18 protein-coding genes are annotated in these 17,841 nt (G+C 70.8%); 3 read left to right on the top strand and 15 right to left on the bottom strand.

Annotation, left to right across the window (positions count from 1 at the left end; translation table 11 throughout):
- Nucleotides 1-73 precede the first annotated feature (73 nt).
- The 3 genes from ACQP0P_RS07480 to groES form a co-directional block, all read right to left on the bottom strand.
- Nucleotides 74-712, bottom strand: a complete 639-nt coding sequence (locus ACQP0P_RS07480) for a sigma-70 family RNA polymerase sigma factor (RefSeq protein WP_030912801.1) — start codon at nt 710-712, stop codon at nt 74-76.
- Nucleotides 713-985: 273 nt separating this feature from the next.
- Nucleotides 986-2,608, bottom strand: coding sequence for a chaperonin GroEL (gene groL / locus ACQP0P_RS07475; protein ID WP_433372691.1), 1,623 nt, complete (start codon nt 2,606-2,608; stop codon nt 986-988).
- A 90-nt stretch (nt 2,609-2,698) separates the two neighbouring features.
- Nucleotides 2,699-3,010: a co-chaperone GroES gene (gene groES, locus ACQP0P_RS07470; protein WP_030912806.1), complete on the bottom strand. Its 312-nt coding sequence runs from the start codon at nt 3,008-3,010 to the stop codon at nt 2,699-2,701.
- Between the two features lie 242 nt (nt 3,011-3,252).
- On the opposite strand from groES, the gene ACQP0P_RS07465 reads away from it, so the two are divergent.
- Together ACQP0P_RS07465 and ACQP0P_RS07460 are read left to right on the top strand one after the other, a co-directional pair.
- Nucleotides 3,253-4,419 carry a class I SAM-dependent methyltransferase gene (locus ACQP0P_RS07465; protein WP_350911443.1) on the top strand — a complete coding sequence of 389 codons (1,167 nt, stop codon included), beginning with the start codon at nt 3,253-3,255 and terminating at the stop codon, nt 4,417-4,419.
- A gap of 192 nt (nt 4,420-4,611) precedes the next feature.
- The gene (locus ACQP0P_RS07460) at nt 4,612-5,871 is read left to right on the top strand and encodes a hypothetical protein (RefSeq protein WP_433372687.1); all 1,260 of its coding nucleotides are present in this window, start codon (nt 4,612-4,614) and stop codon (nt 5,869-5,871) included.
- Nucleotides 5,872-5,966: 95 nt separating this feature from the next.
- On the opposite strand, the gene ACQP0P_RS07455 is transcribed toward ACQP0P_RS07460, so the two are convergent.
- Entirely contained in the window at nt 5,967-6,476 is a 510-nt protein-coding gene (locus ACQP0P_RS07455; protein ID WP_433372684.1) for a MarR family winged helix-turn-helix transcriptional regulator, read from the bottom strand.
- Between the two features lie 107 nt (nt 6,477-6,583).
- On the opposite strand from ACQP0P_RS07455, the gene ACQP0P_RS07450 reads away from it, so the two are divergent.
- Nucleotides 6,584-7,642, top strand: a complete 1,059-nt coding sequence (locus ACQP0P_RS07450; RefSeq protein WP_433372681.1) for an alkene reductase — start codon at nt 6,584-6,586, stop codon at nt 7,640-7,642.
- An 82-nt stretch (nt 7,643-7,724) separates the two neighbouring features.
- Here the strand turns inward: ACQP0P_RS07450 and tsaD are convergent, their stop codons facing one another.
- From tsaD to ACQP0P_RS07395, 11 genes are all read right to left on the bottom strand, one after another.
- The gene (gene tsaD, locus ACQP0P_RS07445; protein WP_433372678.1) at nt 7,725-8,756 is read right to left on the bottom strand and encodes a tRNA (adenosine(37)-N6)-threonylcarbamoyltransferase complex transferase subunit TsaD; all 1,032 of its coding nucleotides are present in this window, start codon (nt 8,754-8,756) and stop codon (nt 7,725-7,727) included.
- Nucleotides 8,749-9,201: a ribosomal protein S18-alanine N-acetyltransferase gene (gene rimI / locus ACQP0P_RS07440; protein WP_433372675.1), complete on the bottom strand. Its 453-nt coding sequence runs from the start codon at nt 9,199-9,201 to the stop codon at nt 8,749-8,751. Before rimI ends, tsaD begins: the two co-directional genes overlap by 8 nt.
- Complete coding sequence (gene tsaB / locus ACQP0P_RS07435; RefSeq protein ID WP_355551578.1) at nt 9,198-9,881, bottom strand: tRNA (adenosine(37)-N6)-threonylcarbamoyltransferase complex dimerization subunit type 1 TsaB; 684 nt, start codon at nt 9,879-9,881, stop codon at nt 9,198-9,200. Before tsaB ends, rimI begins: the two co-directional genes overlap by 4 nt.
- 148 nt (nt 9,882-10,029) lie before the next feature.
- A complete protein-coding gene (locus ACQP0P_RS07430) occupies nt 10,030-10,584 on the bottom strand; it encodes a class F sortase (protein WP_433372671.1) in 555 nt (184 codons plus the stop codon).
- A gap of 6 nt (nt 10,585-10,590) precedes the next feature.
- Nucleotides 10,591-11,268, bottom strand: coding sequence for a hypothetical protein (locus ACQP0P_RS07425; RefSeq protein WP_433372668.1), 678 nt, complete (start codon nt 11,266-11,268; stop codon nt 10,591-10,593).
- Nucleotides 11,269-11,437: 169 nt separating this feature from the next.
- Complete coding sequence (gene tsaE / locus ACQP0P_RS07420; RefSeq protein ID WP_433372665.1) at nt 11,438-11,932, bottom strand: tRNA (adenosine(37)-N6)-threonylcarbamoyltransferase complex ATPase subunit type 1 TsaE; 495 nt, start codon at nt 11,930-11,932, stop codon at nt 11,438-11,440.
- 36 nt (nt 11,933-11,968) lie between these two features.
- Entirely contained in the window at nt 11,969-13,039 is a 1,071-nt protein-coding gene (locus ACQP0P_RS07415; protein WP_433372662.1) for an alpha/beta fold hydrolase, read from the bottom strand.
- 20 nt (nt 13,040-13,059) lie between these two features.
- Nucleotides 13,060-14,187 (bottom strand): alanine racemase, encoded by a 1,128-nt coding sequence (gene alr / locus ACQP0P_RS07410; protein WP_433372659.1) that lies wholly within the window; start codon nt 14,185-14,187, stop codon nt 13,060-13,062.
- On the bottom strand, nt 14,184-15,776 hold the full coding sequence (locus tag ACQP0P_RS07405; RefSeq protein WP_433372656.1) for an NAD(P)H-hydrate dehydratase: 1,593 nt from the start codon (nt 15,774-15,776) through the stop codon (nt 14,184-14,186). Before ACQP0P_RS07405 ends, alr begins: the two co-directional genes overlap by 4 nt.
- Nucleotides 15,777-15,786: 10 nt before the next feature.
- Nucleotides 15,787-16,137 (bottom strand): holo-ACP synthase, encoded by a 351-nt coding sequence (locus ACQP0P_RS07400; protein ID WP_030912838.1) that lies wholly within the window; start codon nt 16,135-16,137, stop codon nt 15,787-15,789.
- Nucleotides 16,138-16,288: 151 nt separating this feature from the next.
- Nucleotides 16,289-17,704 carry a PhoX family protein gene (locus tag ACQP0P_RS07395; protein WP_433372653.1) on the bottom strand — a complete coding sequence of 472 codons (1,416 nt, stop codon included), beginning with the start codon at nt 17,702-17,704 and terminating at the stop codon, nt 16,289-16,291.
- Between the last annotated feature and the right edge of the window lie 137 nt (nt 17,705-17,841).

Raw genomic sequence — 17,841 nt, 5'->3', positions numbered from 1 at the left:
CGCTCCGGGTCGTCGCGAGCCCCGTCCCGCGGTTCGGGCTTTCGCTCGCGGTCCCTGTTCGACAGCTCGGCGGTCAAGCTATCGACTCCAGCTCCGCCATCGCTCGTAGCCGGGCCAGCGCCCTGTGCTGGGCGACCCGGACCGCACCTGGTGACATGCCGAGTACATTACCGGTCTCCTCGGCGGAAAGGCCCGACACCACTCGGAGCATGAGAAGCTCGCGCTGGTTGTCCGGCAGCCTCGACAGCAGCCGGCGCGCGTGTTCGGCCTCGATGTAGCGCACCACGGTCTCCTCTGGCCCCGGTCCCTCGTCGGGCCCGTCAGGAAGGTCCTGGGTGGGCACGGCGGACCGTACGGAGCTGCGCAGCGCGTCGGCCACCTTGTGCGACGCGATGCCGAAGACGAAGGACGCGAACGGGCGCCCCATGTCACGGTAACGGGGCAGCGCGGACAGCACCGCGATACATACTTCCTGGGCCACGTCGTCCGCGATGTGATACTGACCGGAAACCCGGCCCAGACGACCACGGCAATAACGGACGACCATCGGCCGCAGTTGCGCGATCAGAGATTCGATCGCGGTGCGATCCCCCTGAACGGCGAGGCTCGTCAGATCCTTGAGATCGTCCCTATGGACGCCCCCTTCGGACCTCGTCGCAAGCCTCACCCCATTTTTGGCGTCGGCGACGCATCCCTCGGTCACGTTAGGCATGATGCCCGCCCTGATAGTGCCTGTCGTCATGGCAAACGGCTACGGATTGGTCACATTGAGGCGGAGATAACGATGCGTAATCACACGGCGACCACGACGACTACGCTATGTACAAATATTTCATTCGATTGCCAAATACGTCGACTATTCGGAGGAACCGCGTTTGCCCTTACGAGTGACGCGCCATGACGCGGCGCGGGCACATTTGGTTTACCGCAAAACGCGAACGGCTCGCGCCTCCGGGGAGACGCGAGCCGTTCGGAACCGGTGAGGTCAGTGACCGTGGCCGTGGCCGTGGCCCTGACCGGCGGCGGCCGGAGCCTCCTCCTCGGGCTTGTCCACCACGAGCGCCTCGGTCGTCAGCAGCATGCCGGCGATGGAGGCCGCGTTCTGGACGGCCGAGCGGGTGACCTTGACCGGGTCGATGACACCCTGGGCGATCAGGTCGCCGTACTCGCCGGTGGCGGCGTTGAGGCCGTGGCCGGCGGGCAGGTCGGAGACCTTGAAGGTCACCACGTAGCCTTCGAGGCCGGCGTTCTCCGCGATCCAGCGGGCCGGCTCGACGAGCGCCTTGCGGACGATGGCGACACCGGTCGCCTCGTCGCCGGTCAGGCCCAGGTCGTCGAGGACCTTGGAGACGTGCACGAGCGCGGAGCCACCGCCGGAGACGATGCCCTCCTCGATCGCCGCGCGGGTCGCCGAGATGGCGTCCTCCAGGCGGTGCTTCTTCTCCTTCAGCTCCACCTCGGTGGCCGCGCCGACCTTCAGCACGCAGACGCCGCCGGAGAGCTTGGCGAGACGCTCCTGGAGCTTCTCACGGTCCCAGTCGGAGTCGGACTGCTCGATGGCGAGCTTGATCTCCTTGACCCGGTCGGCGATCGCCGAGGCCTCGCCGGCACCGTCGACGACGGTGGTGGAGTCCTTGGTGATGACGACGCGCCGGGCGGTGCCCAGCACCTCCAGGCCGACGTGCTCCAGCTTGAGGCCGATCTCCTCGCTGACCACCTGGCCACCGGTGAGGATGGCGATGTCCTGCAGCATGGCCTTGCGGCGGTCACCGAAGCCCGGCGCCTTGACGGCGACGGAGGTGAAGGTGCCACGGATCTTGTTCGTGACGAGAACCGCGAGGGCCTCGCCCTCGACGTCCTCGGCGATGACCAGCAGGGCCTTCTTCGTCTGCGCGATCTTCTCAAGCAGCGGCAGGAAGTCGGCGACAGAGGAGATCTTGTTCTGGGTGATCAGGATGTAGGGGTCCTCCAGGACCGCCTCCATGCGCTCCTGGTCGGTCACCATGTAGGGCGACAGGTAGCCCTTGTCGAACTGGAGACCCTCGGTGAACTCGAGCTCCAGGCCCATGCTGTTGGACTCTTCGACGGTGATGACACCGTCCTTGCCCACCTTGTCGAACGCCTCGGCGATCAGCTCGCCGATCTTGGCGTCCTGCGCGGAGATCGTCGCCACATTCGCGATCTCCTTCTTGTCCTCGACCGGGCGTGCCGACTCGATCAGCCTGTCGCTGACGGTCTTGGCCGCGATGTCGATGCCGCGCTTGAGGGAGAGCGGCTGGGCTCCGGCGGCCACGTTGCGCAGGCCCTCGCGGACCATGGCCTGGGCCAGGACGGTCGCGGTGGTGGTGCCGTCACCGGCGACGTCGTTGGTCTTGGTCGCCACCTCCTTGGCCAGCTGCGCGCCAAGGTTCTCGTACGGCGCCTCCAGCTCGACCTCGCGGGCGATGGTGACACCGTCGTTGGTGATGGTCGGCGCACCGAACTTCTTGTCGATGACGACATTGCGACCACGCGGGCCCAGCGTCACCTTGACCGCGTCCGCGAGAGCGTTCACGCCGCGCTCGAGAGCTCGGCGTGCGTCCTCCTCGAACGACAGGATCTTCGGCATGACAGTCCTCTCTGTAAGTACGTCGGCGCATCAAAGCCCCGGGCGCTCTCGCGACCCGGGGCTCGATACGTCATCTTTGTGAAGCGAGAACTACTTCTCGATGATGGCGAGCACGTCACGGGCGGAGAGCACGAGGTACTCCTCGCCGTTGTACTTCACCTCGGTGCCGCCGTACTTGCTGTAGAGGACCACGTCGCCCTCCTTGACGTCGAGCGGAATCCGCTTCTCACCCTCGTCGTCCCAGTTGCCCGGACCCACCGCGAGGACCTTGCCCTCCTGCGGCTTCTCCTTGGCGGTGTCCGGGATGACCAGACCGGAAGCGGTGGTCTGCTCGGCCTCAAGCGGCTGGACCACAATGCGGTCGCCAAGCGGCTTAACGGGAACCTTGGTGGCGGTCGTCACGTCGGACCTCCCCTTCAGATTTGAATGATCTAGAAGAGGCGACCAGCGGTCTGCCGTCGCGGGTGTCAGACCTGCCTCGTCGCATGTATTTGGCACTCTCACCGGGAGAGTGCCAATACGGAACAGTATGCAAGGAGGGCTTGACAGTCAACACGGAGCGCCCGTCTGCGCTTCGGGCGAACGTCAAACCAGGTGGAAGCCCCTCGCGAAGCCCCACGATGAAGGCGGTAGCGTCGGGTGGTGTGAATCTCGACGCATTCCGCGAACTCCTGACCCCGCGCGGCCAGGAGGCGCTGGGCGCGGCGGCCGAGGCCATCGGCGACGACCCGGTGGCGGCGGTGACAAGGTTAAGAAAGATCTACGACGCGGACCTGACCTCGGCGGCGCTCACCCAGGCCGAACTCAGGCTGCGCGCGAGGGAGAAGTTCGGCGCCGACGCCGATCTCATGTACTTCACCCGGCCCGGTCTGGAGCAGGCCACCCGCCGCGAGGTGGCCGACCATCGGGCGCGGCGCGTCCCTGCGGGTTCCCGGGTCGCCGACGTCTGCTGCGGTATCGGCGGAGACCTCCTCGCCCTGGCCAGGGCCGGATGCGTCGTCGAGGCGGTCGACGCCGATCCGCTCACCGCCGCGATCGCGGCCGCCAACGCCGCCGCCCTGGGCTTCGGCGACCGGGTCTCGGTCCGCGCCGCCGACGCCTCCACCCTGGACCCGGCCGCCTTCGACGTCCTGTTCGCCGACCCCGCGCGCCGTACGGCGCGGGGCAGGACCTTCGACCCGATGGCCTACTCGCCCGCCTGGCCCGCCGTACTGGAGATGGTGGCCAGGGCCGGGGCCGCCTGCCTGAAGGTCGCCCCCGGGATCCCGTACGAGTTCGTCCCCGCCGGGGCGGAGGCCGAATGGGTCTCCTACCGGGGCGACGTCAAGGAGGCCGTGATCTGGTGCGGCACGCTGGCGGGCGAGACGGCGCGCAGGGCCACGATCCTGCCGTCGGGCGTCACGATGACGCCCGACCCCACCCTCGGCGATCCCGGCACCGGCCCGGCGGGCCGCTACATCTACGAGCCTGACGGCGCGGCGATCCGCGCCCATCTGGTCGCCGAGATCGCCGCGTCGGTCGGCGGGCGCCTGCTCGACCCGCAGATCGCCTACATCACCGGCGACGTCGCGGCGCCGACGCCGTGGGCGTCGCGGTACGAGGTCCACGAGACGCTGCCGTTCTCGCTCAAGCGGCTGCGGGCGGCGCTCCGCGAGCGCGGGGCCGGCAATGTGACGATCAAGAAACGTGGCTCCGCGGTGGATGTCGACCGTCTCAGGAAAGATCTCCGGCTGCCCGGAGGTGAATCCGCGACGGTCATTCTCACCCGAATAGGTGACAGGCCATTTGCTTTCATATGCAGCCCCAGCTGACCAGCCAAAATGGTTGATTATTCCGGCAAGCCGACAATTCCTGTCTTTTAACCTCGCCCCTGGAAAACCTTGATCCAGAGGCTAAGGTTTCCGGGCGGGAGTTCTCTCTCGCCTCCGATTTCATCCCATTCATCGGCAGAACCGACCCAATCCAACCGCGCGGCTGAGCGTCGGCGAGCGAAGGAGCTCTCGGTGGATCACGCTGACCACACCCTGCTCCAGGCGGGCAGCCAGACCGCCATCTCCGACCGGATGCGTGAGCTCCTCGCTCGGGCGGCCCAGGACCACGTCTACGAGCAGCGGACCCAGGGCGCCGTGCTCGACGAGATCCGGCAGCGCCTGGAGGGCATGGAGTGGCTGCTGCGCGAGGTCAGGGAGCGCGAGATCGGCGGGCTGAACGGCACGCTGGAGTCCGTCAACGGGCGCCTGGACGACATCGCCGCCCGCCCGCCCTCCTGGGCCGAGGGCCTGGCCCAGCACGTCGAGGCGGTCCGCGACCACGTCGACGCCGTCGGCGAGCGGGTCGAGTCCTTCGGCAGGCGGGTCGACGCCGTCCGCGACCGGGTCACCCCCCTCGGCGAGCTGCCGAGCCTGTGGACCGATCTCGGCACCGTGGGCGAGAGCGTGGACGAGGCGCTCACCCGCCTCCGGGCGATCTCCGACGGCACCCAGGGCATCGACGAGCAGGTGCGGCAGCTGGCCGAGCACCTCGGCCGGCTCCAGGCCGACATGGGCATCGCGGCGCACCGGTTCGGCCGTCTGGACAGGGCGCTGGCCGACCTCTCCCAGCGTGCCGGGCGCATCGAGGCAGGGATACTCGGCCTGTCCGCGAGCGTCCAGCAGGTGGTCGGCACGGCCGCCGACCGAGTGCTCGCCGCCGTCGAGCAGGTCAACGGCAGGGTCGAGCGGGTGGGGGCCGGGGTCGATCTGGTGGTGCCCAGGATCGACGAGCGCGCCGCCGCCGTGGAGAGCCGCGTCGACCGGCTGAACGGCCATCGCATGGCGGCGGGTGGCCGTTTCGACACCCTCGACGAGCGCCTCGACGACATCGAGGGCCGCCTCACCGGCCGGATGGACGTCATCGACTCCCGCCTGTCCACCCTGGACGGCCGCGCGGAGAAGTCCGGGGAGCGCCTGGAGAGCCTGGACGAGCGCCTTGAGGCGCTGCCCTCCGTCCTCGGCGTCGGTATCGGCGTCAGCGCGCTCATCGGCGCCCAGACCGACGAGCAGCGCGAGCGCTTCGACTCCCTGGACGAGCGCGTCATCCGAGCCGAGGCCGCGCTGACACCGCTGGCCGAGATGCTCCGCGCCCAGCCCGACCGCGACCAGCTCTCCGACGCCCTGAACGAGACCGTGGAGCCCGCGCACGCGGACCTCACCCGCCGGCTGGGCGCCCTGGAGGAGACCATGCTGGCCCTGGCCGAGGCACTGCTCCGCCCCACCAGGGACTGACCGGAGCCCTCCTGCCCAGGTAGGGGCCCGTGCGCGGGACTCCCCCCGCCCTGGCCGGTCCGGGTCCGCTCCTTGCCGATCCCGTACGGGTGCCGTCAGCCGGTCCGAGCGGCGTCAAGGGCCTGGTCCCCGGCCGGGCCTCGCGCACCCGCCTCGCGGCACAGGTTGCCCCTGACCACGCCGAGCAGGGACGTCAACTCCTCCGTCTGCTCCTCCGTCAGCCCCTGGGTCATCCGGCGGTGCATCTCGGTGAGGACCCGGTCCACCTCGGGGCGGAGCGCGTGCCCCCTGGGCGTGATCTCGACGATGCTGATCCGCCGATTGGCCAGGTCGGGCCTGCGGCTGACGAAGCCGCTGCGCTCCAGGCGCTGCAGGGTCTTGGTCATGGTGGACACGTCGATGCCGACGATCTTCGCCAGCGCGTTCTGCGACTGGGGACCGTTGTCCCACAGGGCGCCCAGCACTCGCTCCTGGCCCGGATAGAGGTCGATCTCCCCGAGGAGGCTGGCGAGCAGGACGCGGTGGCCTCGGGCGGCGTAGGCCATCAGGCAGTTGAGGTCGGCGTCGTACTCACCGCACCCCTCGTCGAACAGCGGCTCCGCCATGTTCAGGTCCTTCCGTCCCCTCCGAGACTACCGCTTGCATGTTGGCCGACCAAGTTGTAGAACTGCTTATTGGCCAGCCAAGTTGGCCAGCCAAGAAGGGAATCGTCATGCCGTTCTCACCGTTCACGCTGGCCGGCCTCCAGCTGCCCAACCGCCTGGTCATGGCACCCATGACCCGCTCGCGGTCCTACCTCGACGGGATCCCCTCGTCGCTGACCGCCCTCTACTACGCCCAGCGAGCCTCCGCGGGCCTGATCATCACCGAGGGAGTGCAACCCAGCCAGGCCGGAAAGGGTTACCTGAACACCCCGGGCCTGCACACCGACGAGCAGGTGGCGGGATGGCGGGAGGTCACCGACGCCGTCCACGCGGCGGGCGGCAGGATCTTCGCCCAGATCATGCACTCCGGCCGGATCGGCCACCCCGACAACACCGGCGCGCTGCCCACCGGGCCGTCCGTGGTACGACCGGCGGGTCAGATCTTCACGCCCAGCGGCCTGCAGGACTACCCCGCACCCCGGGAACTGACCACCGCCGAGGCGGAGACCACCATCCAGGACTTCGCGGACGCCGCCGCCCGCGCCGTGGACGCGGGCTTCGACGGGGTCGAGCTGCACGGCGCCAACGGCTATCTCATCCACCAGTTCCTGTCACAGAACGCCAACCTGCGCGAGGACCGCTTCGGCGGCTCGGTGGACAACAGGATCCGCTTCGGCGTGGAGACCGCGCGGGCGGTCGCCGGCCGGATCGGCTCGTCCCGGGTCGGTATCCGGCTCTCCCCGGGCAACGGGGCGGGTGACCTGGTCGAGAAAGACATGCACGAGGTCTACCCGGCATTGGTGTCCGAGCTCGCCGGGCTCGACCTGGCCTACCTGCACCTGGTGGCGAGCGGTTCGGACGACCTCAACGGAGAGATCCGCAAATCCTGGCCGAACACCCTCATCGTCAACGACCCGTCGATCGGCGACCCGGCCGCCAGGATCTCGCACTCGCTGGAGCGCGGCGCCGACCTGGTCTCGCTGGGCGCGTCGTTCCTGGCCAATCCCGACCTGCCGGTCCGCCTCCGCCTCGGCGCCGAGCTCAACCAGGCCGACTTCGGCTCGGCCTTCGGCGGCGACCACCGCGGCTACACCGACTACCCGGTGCTGGCCCTGCACTCCGCGTAGGAGCGGCACGACAGCGCCTCGAAGAGCCTGTGGAGCCGCCGCCCACGGGGGCGCGGCGGCCCCCGCGACGGCCGTGAGCCCGCTACACGTGGACCGTGGTGATGGGCAACGAGGAGTCGGCGGGGATGTCCAGCGACGACGGCTCGACACCTGCCGCCACCAGATCGGAGCCCAGCGCCGCCACCATGGCACCGTTGTCCGTGCACAGCCCGGGACTGGGCACCCGGAGCCGGACCCCGGCCGCCTCGCAGCGCTCCTGCGCCATCGCCCTCAGCCGGGAGTTGGCCGCCACCCCGCCGCCGATCAGCAGGTCACCGACACCGTACTTGGCACACGCACGCAGGGCCTTGCGGGTCAGCACGTCGACGACGGCCTCCTGGAAGGACGCCGCCACGTCGGGCACGTGGATCGACCCGCCCTCCTTCTCCCTGGCCTCCACCCACCGGGCCACGGCGGTCTTCAGGCCGGAGAAGGAGAAGTCGAGCGTCCCGTCGTCGTACTTGCCGCGCGGGAACGCGATGGCCGCACCGGAGCCGTCGCGGGCCACCCTGTCGATGTGCGGCCCGCCGGGGAAGGGCAGGCCGAGCACCCTGGCCACCTTGTCGAACGCCTCGCCCGCGGCGTCGTCCACGGTGGACCCCAGCGAGATGACGTCCCTCGCGACATCGGGCACCAGCAGCAGGGACGAGTGCCCGCCGGAGACCAGCATGGCGATACACGGCTTGGGCAGGGCTCCGTGCTCCAGCTGGTCCACCGCGACGTGGGCCGCCAGGTGGTTGACGCCGTACAGCGGCACGCCTAGACCCAGCGAGTACGCCTTGGCGGCGGCGACGCCGACGAGCAGCGCGCCGGACAGACCCGGCCCGGCGGTGACCGCGATCGCGTCGATGTCCGCGAGGCGCAGGCCCGCCCGTTCCAGTGCCCGCTCGACGGTCGGAGTCATCGCCTCCAGGTGCGCCCTGGAGGCGACCTCGGGCACCACCCCGCCGAAACGGGCGTGCTGCTCGACGCTGGAGGCGATGGCGTTGGCCAGCATGGTGTGCCCCCGGACGATTCCCACCCCCGTCTCGTCACAGGAGGTCTCGATGCCCAGGACCACCGGTTCGTCACGCATGGAGATCCTTTCTCATCATGATCGCGTCGGTGCCGTCCTCGTAGTAGCGGAGGCGCATGCCGATCCGCTCGAACCCGAACCTGTCGTAGACCGCCTGCGCGCCCGGGTTGTCGGCGCGCACCTCCAGGAAGACCGAGACCGCGCCCCGGCGCTCGGCCTCGGTCAGCAGCTCGGTCAGCAGGGCGCCGCCGATGCCGTTCCGGCGCCACTCGGCCAGCACCGCGATGGTCTGCACGTCGGCCTGGTCCCCCGCCGCGGCGAGGCCCGCGTAGCCGACGACCGCGTCCTCGGCCAGGGCCACCACGTAGTGCCTGGTCCTCGGCTGGTCGTCGAGTTCACCGCGGAGCATGCCCTCGCTCCAGGCGTCGGCGGGAAAGGTCCTGCGCTCGATCTCCATGACCGCGGGCAGGTCGTCGAAGGTCATCTGACGGAGCACCGTCGTCATGCGGAGACCTTCTTGGGCGCCGAGGGCACCCGGGCGTCAGGGCGGCGCAGATAGATCGGGTGGGGCAGGCCGAGCACAGGGTGGGTGCCGCTCTCGACGACCGCGTGGACGCCCGGCTCGCCGAGCTGCTCGGCGGCCAGCGCCGCCAGCGCGCCCGCGTGGGGATACTCCGGCGCGTCCAGCAGCCGGGAGGCCCCGACGACCTCGGCGTACATCCGCGCGCCCGCGCCGACCAGTGGGAGCTCCCCCGGCAGGTCCTGGGGCCGGTCCACCGCGGGGCCGGACAGCCGGGTGCGCATCTCCTGGTAGTGCCCCCAGAACACCTCCTTGCGCCGGGCGTCGGTGGCCACCAGGAACGGCTCGGTCAGCCCGCTGCCGTAGGCGAGCGCGTCGAGCGTGCACACGCCGTACGCCGGGACGCCCAGTGACGTCGCGAGGGCCTGGGCGGTCACCAGGCCGACCCGGAGCCCGGTGTAGGGGCCGGGGCCGGAGCCCGCGACGACCGCGGTGACGTCGCGGAGCGAGGCTCCGGCCTCACTCAGGACCGTCTCGATCGTGGGTACGAGCAGCTCACCGTGGCGGCGCGCGTCGACCGTCGTCGACTCGGCGAGGACCCTCGCACCGTCGTGCAGCGCTGCTGTGACGGCGGGGGTTGCGGTGTCAAAGGCCAGGACCAGCACGAACAGTTAGCCTAGTCCTTCCTGGGAGGGCTCAGGAGCGCCGCCCTGCCGGGGCGGGGGAACGCGGGCGGGAGCCCGCTCGGCGTACGCCCACCGCGCCCCCATCCGAGCCTGGTACGGGGCCCGCGCGAGCCCCGGGCAGCTGGGCTCAGGTCTTGACCAGGGTGGCGTAGACGATGAGGTTGTCGCGATATTCGCGGTTGTCCCAGTCGAAGGTCCCGCCGCAGGTGATGAGCCGCAGGCCGTCCTCAAGGTAGACCTTGTCGGCGGGGAACCGGCTCTTGCTGATCTGCTCGATCGTGTCCACCCGGTACTGGGCGACCTTGCCGTCGCTGCGCACCACCTTGATGACCTGTCCCTCCCGCATCTCCTTGAGCTTGTAGAAGACGGCGGGCGCGGTCTTGGTGTCCACGTGCCCGAGGATCACCGCGGAGCCCTCGTCCCCGGGGACCGCGCTGTCCTTGACCCAGCCCGCGGTGTTCGGTTTCTCGTACGGCGGCAGTTCGATCCGGCCGTCCTGCACGCCGAGCTTCATCAGGGGCGCCTTGATACCCAGGGACGGGATGTCGATGCGGCTGGGCACGACCGAGGCCCGGACCGGCGGCTTCTCCTCACCGCCGTCCCTGCTGTTGAGCGCGACCATGACGGCACCGGTGACGACTCCGGCCAGGACGATCCTGGACCAGCGGGTGGAATCGGCCATCGGGGACTACGAACGGCGGCGACGCACGACCGCGATGCCGATGCCGCCGGCCAGGGCGAGAGCGAGCAGGACGCCCGTGGTGCCGATCGGCCCGCCCGAGTCGGCGGGGCCTCCCGCCGCGGTGCCGCCGCCGCCCGTGCCCGGCGCCTCGGTGCTGATGATCGTTCTGGTCGGCTTGGACGTGGGCTTGGACGTCGGGCTGGAGTTCGGCTCGGTGTCGGCCACGATCCTGAGGTTGGTCTTGCCCGTGTCGTTGGTCCCCTCGCACCTGGCGTTGACCTCGTAGACACCGGCGGCCACGCCGTCGGCGACGGTGGCCTGACCGCGGACCCACGGGCGCGGCGTCGGGCTGGCGGTGTTCGCGGGGGCCGGCGTGGGCGTCGCGAGGATCGGGTCGAGGGTCACCGGGGTGCGGAAGATCCGGGATGACGCGGTGCCGCGGTGCTCGGGCCCCCCCTGCGGGATCGGGCAGTTCGCCAGGACCCACACCTTCTGCCCGGCCTTGGCGCGGGCCGGTTGGAGCTGGACCTCGATGTCCTGCCGGCTGATGCCGGAATCAGGCGGGGTGGAGATGGGGGTGGCCGTCGGGCTGCCCGAGTTGGCCTCCGCCGAACACCCGACCAGCCCGGCCATCCCGAAAAGAACGATGGCTCCCGCAACCGCGACACGCTTGACGCTTGGCACCGTCGAACTCCACTTCGCCCTCCGGCCGACGACCCTCGCCCGGCACGATGTCCCACCTGTTCCCCATTAAACATGGGCAAACCCGCCAGAGTCGATCAACGCGCCCGACGATCTAGACCAATGGGGCGGGGTACCAGCCTGTCAGGATTTCCCGGCCCCCGTGGGCATATCAGATGACACCTTCCCAGCGCGGTCCGACCCCGCGGAGGGTCACGGTCCGTTCCTCACCCGGCTCGCCGGACGCGCCCCTGCCGATGAGGATCTCCAGCCGGTCGTCGGCGAGCCCCTCCACCAGGCCCTCGCCCCACTCCACGACGGTCACCGACTCCTCCAGCGAGGCGTCCAGGTCCAGGTCGTCGACCTCCAGGTCCCCGCCGAGGCGGTAGGCGTCGACGTGGACCAGCGCCGGACCGCCGGAGAGCGAGGGGTGCACCCGGGCGATGACGAAGGTCGGCGAGGTGATCGGTCCGCGTACCTTGAGCCCTTCGGCGATGCCCTGCACCAGGGTCGTCTTGCCCGCGCCGAGCGGGCCCGACAACACGGCCAGGTCTCCCGGCCGCAACAGCTCGGCCAGCCTCTGACCCAGCTCCCGCATCTCCTCGGCGGTCGCCACGACTCTCACCGGTGCGTCACTCCTGTCAGTGTCCTCGCCGCCCTCGCCCATCTTCTGACCTCCCGAATCCCCGCGGGTCGCACCCGCTCACCGGTCCGCGTCGTCGGTGTCGGCGATCGCCCGCTTGAGCAGGTCGTGCAGCGCGTTGTTGACGAGCGCCGGCCGCTCCAACTGGACCAGGTGCGAGCTCTCCGGGATCTCGGTGAACCGGGCGCTCGGCAGCGCCGCCGCCATCGCCTTGCTGTGTTCGACCGGGGTGAGCCAGTCCTTGTCGCCGACCATGATGGAGGTGGGCACCTCGTCCAGCACACCCAGCGCGCTCAGCTTGTCGTGCGACATCAGCGCCGGGTAGAACTCGGCGATCACCTCGAAAGGGGTGGAACGGATCATCGACTCGACGAAGTCGACGACCGTGGGACTGACGTTCTTGGAATCGCCGAACCCCAGGTGGCGCAGGGCCAGGAAGGCCACGTCATTGCCGACCTGGCGGCTCTTGTCGACCAGCGCGCCACCGCGCCTCAGGATCGACACCGTGCCCGGTGTGGCCTTGTGCACCGCCTTCGACAGCAGCGCGGGCAGGCCGAGGGAGATCTCGCCGAGCTTGCCGGGGGAGGTGGAGATCAGCGCGACGCCCTTGATCTTGTCGCCGAACAGCTCGGGGTGCCGGTCGGCGAGCGCCATGATCGTCATACCGCCCATGGAGTGGCCGACGAGCACGCACGGGCCCGGCACCAGCGCCTCGACGATCTCGGCCAGGTCGTCGCCGAGCCGGTCGATCGAGCAGTCCTCCGTCGGGATGCGCGGCGATCGTCCGTGGGAGCGCTGGTCCCACAGGACCAGACGGTAGGCGTCGCCCAGATCGCGCCGCTGGTAGTGCCAGGAGTCGAGGTTGAGCGTGTAGCCGTGGCAGAACACCACGGTCAGCGGAGCGTCTTCCCGGCCGTCCACCTCGGCGTACAGCGGAACGCCGTCGGAGGTGGTGACCGTGGTGGGACGGCCCCGAAGCTCTCCGAGCGGCTCGCTCGCCTCCAGGTCGGGGCGGAGTCTGATGCGGCCTACGGCGTACCGCTTGGCGAGGGCCCCGGCGGCCACTCCCGCGGACGCGACACCGACGATCGCGCTCGCGATACCGACCTTGCGCCGTGTGGTAGTACTCATGCGACCCCCTGAGCTCCCTTTCACCGGTAAACGCGCGGGACCCGCGAACCGATCCCGGTCACGATCTCATGCGTGATCGTGCCGAGGGAATCCGCCCATTCCTGGGCGGTCGGCTCGCCCCGCGATCCGTCACCGAACAGGATCACCTCGTCGCCCTCCGCCAGCGGGTCGTCCGCTACGTCGATCATGAACTGGTCCATGCAGACCCGGCCGGCGATCCGCCTCCTGTGGCCACCCGCCAGCACCTCCGCCAGGTTGGTGGCGCGCCGTGAGATCCCGTCCGCGTACCCGAGCGGGACGAGACCAAGCGTGGTCTCCCGATCCGTGACATACAGGTGGCCGTACGACACCCCCGATCCGGCGGACACCCGCTTGACCAGTGCGACCCGCGCCACGAGCGTCATCACGGGGCGCAGCCCGAAGTCGCCGAGCTCGGGCACGGGGCTCAGCCCGAAGGTCGCGATCCCGGGACGGACCATGTCGTAGCGCGCCTGCGGCAGCGTCAGGGTGGCCGCCGAGTTGGCGATGTGCCTGATGACGTGGGAGCCTCCGGCACCCGCCTTCTCCGCGACGGCCAGCGCCTCGTCGAACGCCATCAGCTGGGCCACGATGGATGGATCTCCCGGAATGTCCGCGCAGGCGAAGTGGGACCAGAGCCCGGCGATCTCGACGGTCCCCTCGGCCTGCCGCCACAGCGCCCGGTCGAGCAGGTCGGGCCACTCACGCGGCGTCGCACCGCCACGTGACATGCCGGTGTCGGCCTTCAGATGCACCCTGGCCGTCCGGCCGGTCAGGGCCGCGGCGTCGGCGATCGCGTCGACCAGCGCGACCGAGCCCGCCGACAGCTCGATGTCGTGCTCGACCGCCTGCGCCAGGGGCTCGCCCGGCGGGAGGATCCACGACAGGATCGGCGCGGTGATCCCGGCGGCCCGCAGTTGGAGGGCCTCGCGGACGTAGGCGGTGCCCAGCCGGCCGGCCCCGCCCTCCAGGCAACCTCGCGCGGCGGGGACCAGCCCGTGCCCGTAGGCGTCGGCCTTGACCACCGCCATTATCTCGGCGCCGGGGGCATGGCTCCCGAGCAGCGCCAGATTCTCGCGGATCGCCGAGAGGTCCACCCGTGCCTCGGCGGGAGTCATCGGGAAGCTCATCGCTCCAGTTTGGCAGGTGAGCGGCTCTGCCTGAGCCCGTTGACCAACGACCGCACCGTCTCCGGCAGGGCCTCGGCGACGTCGGAGGCGGCGAGAGGGCCGTGCCGACCGGCGATTCCGTGCAGGTAGGCGGCGCAGGAGGCCGCGTCATAACCGCTCAGTCCCGCGGCCAGCAGCGCGCCCGCCAGGCCGGCCAGCACGTCGCCGGTGCCGCCGGTCGCGAGCCAGGGACTTCCGGTGGGGTTGATCCTGACCGGCCGCCCTTCCTGCGCGACCAGCGTGGTCGAGCCCTTGAGCAGTACGGTCACCTCCAGCTCGGCCGCCGCCCGCCGTACGTTCTCCAGGCTCCGTGCCTCGATCAGCTCCCTCGGCACCCCCGTCAGGCGGGACAGCTCGCCGGCGTGCGGGGTGATCAGGACGGGCGCGTCGCGGCGGAGCAGTGACCGCTCCCGGGCCACCAGGGTCAGCGCGTCGGCGTCGACGAGCACGGGAACGTCGTCGGCCAGCACCGAGCGGGCGATGGCGCGCGCCTCGTCGCCGGTGCCGAGCCCGGGACCGAGCACCCACGCCTGCACCCGGCCCACCTCCTCGACGCCCTCGCCGGGGGCGAGCGTGGTGATCACCGCCTCGGGCCAGTGGGCCCGCACCTGGGCCACCGGCTCGGCGCCCCCCGCGTAGCGGACCATGCCCACCCCGGCCCGCAGGGCCCCGCCCACCGCCAGCACCGCCGCGCCGGTGTAGCACTCGCTGCCCGCCGCGATCCCGACGACGCCCCGGCGGTACTTGTCGGAGGAGGCGCCGGGCCTGGGCAGCAGGGCGGCCACGTCGGCGTCCGTCAGCGCGACCGCGTCGGGTTCCGGCAGATGGGGGCCGAGACCGATGTCGACGAGTTCCGTCCGGCCCGCGTGCCCGGCGCCGGGATCCACCAGCAGCCCGGTCTTCCACGCTCCGAACGTGACCGTGGCGTCCGCGCGGACCGCCGCGCCCTCCACCTGGCCGTTGCTCGCGTCCACCCCGCTCGGCAGATCCACCGCGACGACCTCGCCGGGCGCGTCACTCGCGAGCCGGGCCAGGGTCGCGTACGGCCCCCTGAGCGCCCCGGTCCCGCCGATCCCGAGCATCCCGTCCACGATCAGATCCGCCGCGCCGATCAGGTCGCGGACCGCCTCGCCCACCACCGCGTCACCACCCGTCACACCGTCCCCGGGCGCTCCCGCGAGGTTTCCCGCCGCCGGGCCGTCCGGGGTGGTCGCGGAGGTACGGGCGGAGCCGCCGGGCAGATCGGTCACCCGGCCGCCCACGCGGCGCAGGGCCTCCAGTCCCGCCTCGTGGACGCGCTTCCCGGCGACGATCGCGTCAACCCCGGCCCCCCTGGCCGCCAGGCGTGCCCCGGCGTAGAGGGTGTCGCCGCCGTTGTCACCGCCGCCGACGAGCAGCACGACGCGGGAGCCGTACACGCCGCCGAGCATCCTGGCGCAGACCACCGCGAGCCCGGTGGCCGCCCTCTCCATCAGGGTGCCCTCGGGCAGGGTCGCCATCAGCGTCGCCTCGGCCGCCCTGATCTGGTCGGATGTGTACGCGGTCCGCATTCCACCGAATTTATCCCTCGGCGATCACATAGGCGATGGCGACACCCCCGTCGTGCGTCAGGGAGACGTGCCATCTGACCACGCCCAGGGCCAGGGCGACGTCCGCCACCTTGCCGGTCACCCGCAGCTCGGGCCGTCCGTGCTCGCCGGTGAGCACCTCGGCGTCCAGGTGCCGCAGCCCGGGGGGCGCGCCCAGCGCCTTGGCGACGGCCTCCTTGGCCGCGAACCTGGCGGCCAGCGACTCCGTCGCCAGCGCGCTCTCGGCGGCGGTGAACAGGCGCCCCCGCAGCGCGGGCGTCCGCACCAGGGTCGCCTCGAACCTGGCCACGTCCACGACGTCGACGCCGATCCCAACGATCATTTCCCCAGGTTACCGATGATCTTCACCGGCCGCCCGTTCCGGCCGCCCGCCCCGGACGTCGGCCGCCCCGGACGCCGGCCGGCACAGACGTCGGCCGGCACAGACGTCGTACGACCGGCCCCGGAGCGGGTCGCGGGGGTCGGCGGGGAGGTCAGAAGCCGCCGCGCTGCCAGGGCCCCCAGATGGCGAAGCTCATCCCCGCCGACGACTGGACGTTGACGTAGAGGGTGTGCCCGCCGGGACCGAAGGTCGAGCCGGCGAACTCGGCGCCCGAGTCCCCGGAGACGGGGGCCAGCCGGGAGAAGTCGAAGATCTCGCCACGGCTGGTGAGGCCGCGCAGGTAGTTGTCGCCCGGGCCGTCCTCGCACAGGACCAGTGTGCCCCGGGGGCTGGCGGTGACGTTGTCCGGCAGGTCGAGGGTGACCGATCCCGGCGACTCGTAGACGAGCCTGAGCCTCCCGCTCCACGTCTCGTACGCCCACACCTGGCCGCGCCCCTTGCCGAAGCCGCTGGGCGGGGTGTCGCCGGACGCGGTCGCGCCGCCCTGCGTGGAGACGAAGTAGATCGTGCCGTGATGGTTGATCGCCCCCTCCAGCCGGGAGAAGAGTGCCGCCCCCTTGGCCCTGCCCTGGTTACCGACCGCCTGGATCGCGAGATCGTTGGCGGGGGTGCCGATGAAGGTGGGGTCGGGGTCGTCGATGTCCACCCAGGTGGTCTGGTAGGCGGCTCCCTTGGCCTGGCCGAGCGAGAGGTCCTTGCCCGGCGCGCCCCGCACGGCCAGCATCTGCAGCCTGCCGCCGTCGAGGATGCGACCGGCCCGGAGCGGGTTCTTCGGCGGCAGGTAGCGGTAGAACCCGGAGGCGAACGCGAAGTTGTCCTCGGTGAGGTAGACGGCGCCGGTGAACGAGTCGAACGCGGCCGACTCGTGGGCGAACCGCCCGGCGCTCCTGATCGGTCCCGAGGCCCTGCCGTCGATCGGGACCTCGAAGATGTAGCCGTGCTTCTGGGTGAGCCTGCTGTTGTCCTGGCCGGTGAAGTCGTTGCCCACGTCCGGCCCGTTGACTGTCTCCTCGCAGGTCACCCAGGCACCCCAGGGCATCGGGCCGCCCGAGCAGTTCATCTGGGTGCCGGTCAGGCTGGGGGCTGCGGAGATCACCTTGCCGTAGCGGGTGACCCTGAGCGTGGAGGTGCCACCGCCCGCCGCCGGGTCGTAGGCCTTGGCCGGGTCGCCGAACGCGCCGACCGGGCCGTTGACCTCGTGGTTGCGGACGAGGATCGCGGTGTTCGCGGGCCCGCGGAACGCGGCCATGCCGTCGTGCCTGGAGGGGACGGCGGACCCGTCGCCGAACCTGTCCCCGGCGACGCTGAAGGAGGCGTAGCGGAAGCCGTCTGGCAGATGAAGCCGGACCGCGCCGTCCCGCTCGTCGGCGACCGGCTTCAACGGCCCGTACCCGCCTCCGGGGCGGGTCTCCCCGTTCAGCCCCGCCTGCGCGACACCGGCGAACGGCCCGGCCACCCCTACCGCGGCCAGCGCACCACTACCGGCAAGGAAACGACGACGATCCATCTTGCGACTCCCTGAGGTCCGGTGGATTCACGTCACGTTAATCCGCCGCCAGTAGTCCGCTATATGGCATATATCGACAATTAACCATGCAAGAAAGCGGGCAGCTCCTGTTCCCACTTCTACCCCTCGGTAATCCA

The organism is Streptosporangium sp. CA-115845 (genome assembly GCF_050943795.1).
GTDB lineage: Bacteria > Actinomycetota > Actinomycetes > Streptosporangiales > Streptosporangiaceae > Streptosporangium.
Note: the sequence above shows the minus strand (reverse complement) of the source record. Positions and strands in the feature narration are given on the sequence as shown.

What these genes read in the sequence shown, in the direction of transcription:
- tsaD (WP_433372678.1), bottom strand. Translation starts at nt 8,756, where the DNA reads ATGCGTGACGAACCGGTGGTCCTGGGCATCGAGACCTCCTGTGACGAG.
- ACQP0P_RS07405 (WP_433372656.1), bottom strand. Translation starts at nt 15,776, where the DNA reads ATGCGGACCGCGTACACATCCGACCAGATCAGGGCGGCCGAGGCGACG.
- ACQP0P_RS07480 (WP_030912801.1), bottom strand. Translation starts at nt 712, where the DNA reads ATGCCTAACGTGACCGAGGGATGCGTCGCCGACGCCAAAAATGGGGTG.
- ACQP0P_RS07450 (WP_433372681.1), top strand. Translation starts at nt 6,584, where the DNA reads ATGCCGTTCTCACCGTTCACGCTGGCCGGCCTCCAGCTGCCCAACCGC.
- rimI (WP_433372675.1), bottom strand. Translation starts at nt 9,201, where the DNA reads ATGACGACGGTGCTCCGTCAGATGACCTTCGACGACCTGCCCGCGGTC.
- ACQP0P_RS07395 (WP_433372653.1), bottom strand. Translation starts at nt 17,704, where the DNA reads ATGGATCGTCGTCGTTTCCTTGCCGGTAGTGGTGCGCTGGCCGCGGTA.
- ACQP0P_RS07400 (WP_030912838.1), bottom strand. Translation starts at nt 16,137, where the DNA reads ATGATCGTTGGGATCGGCGTCGACGTCGTGGACGTGGCCAGGTTCGAG.
- ACQP0P_RS07415 (WP_433372662.1), bottom strand. Translation starts at nt 13,039, where the DNA reads ATGAGTACTACCACACGGCGCAAGGTCGGTATCGCGAGCGCGATCGTC.
- ACQP0P_RS07430 (WP_433372671.1), bottom strand. Translation starts at nt 10,584, where the DNA reads ATGGCCGATTCCACCCGCTGGTCCAGGATCGTCCTGGCCGGAGTCGTC.
- tsaE (WP_433372665.1), bottom strand. Translation starts at nt 11,932, where the DNA reads ATGGGCGAGGGCGGCGAGGACACTGACAGGAGTGACGCACCGGTGAGA.
- ACQP0P_RS07455 (WP_433372684.1), bottom strand. Translation starts at nt 6,476, where the DNA reads ATGGCGGAGCCGCTGTTCGACGAGGGGTGCGGTGAGTACGACGCCGAC.
- groL (WP_433372691.1), bottom strand. Translation starts at nt 2,608, where the DNA reads ATGCCGAAGATCCTGTCGTTCGAGGAGGACGCACGCCGAGCTCTCGAG.
- alr (WP_433372659.1), bottom strand. Translation starts at nt 14,187, where the DNA reads ATGAGCTTCCCGATGACTCCCGCCGAGGCACGGGTGGACCTCTCGGCG.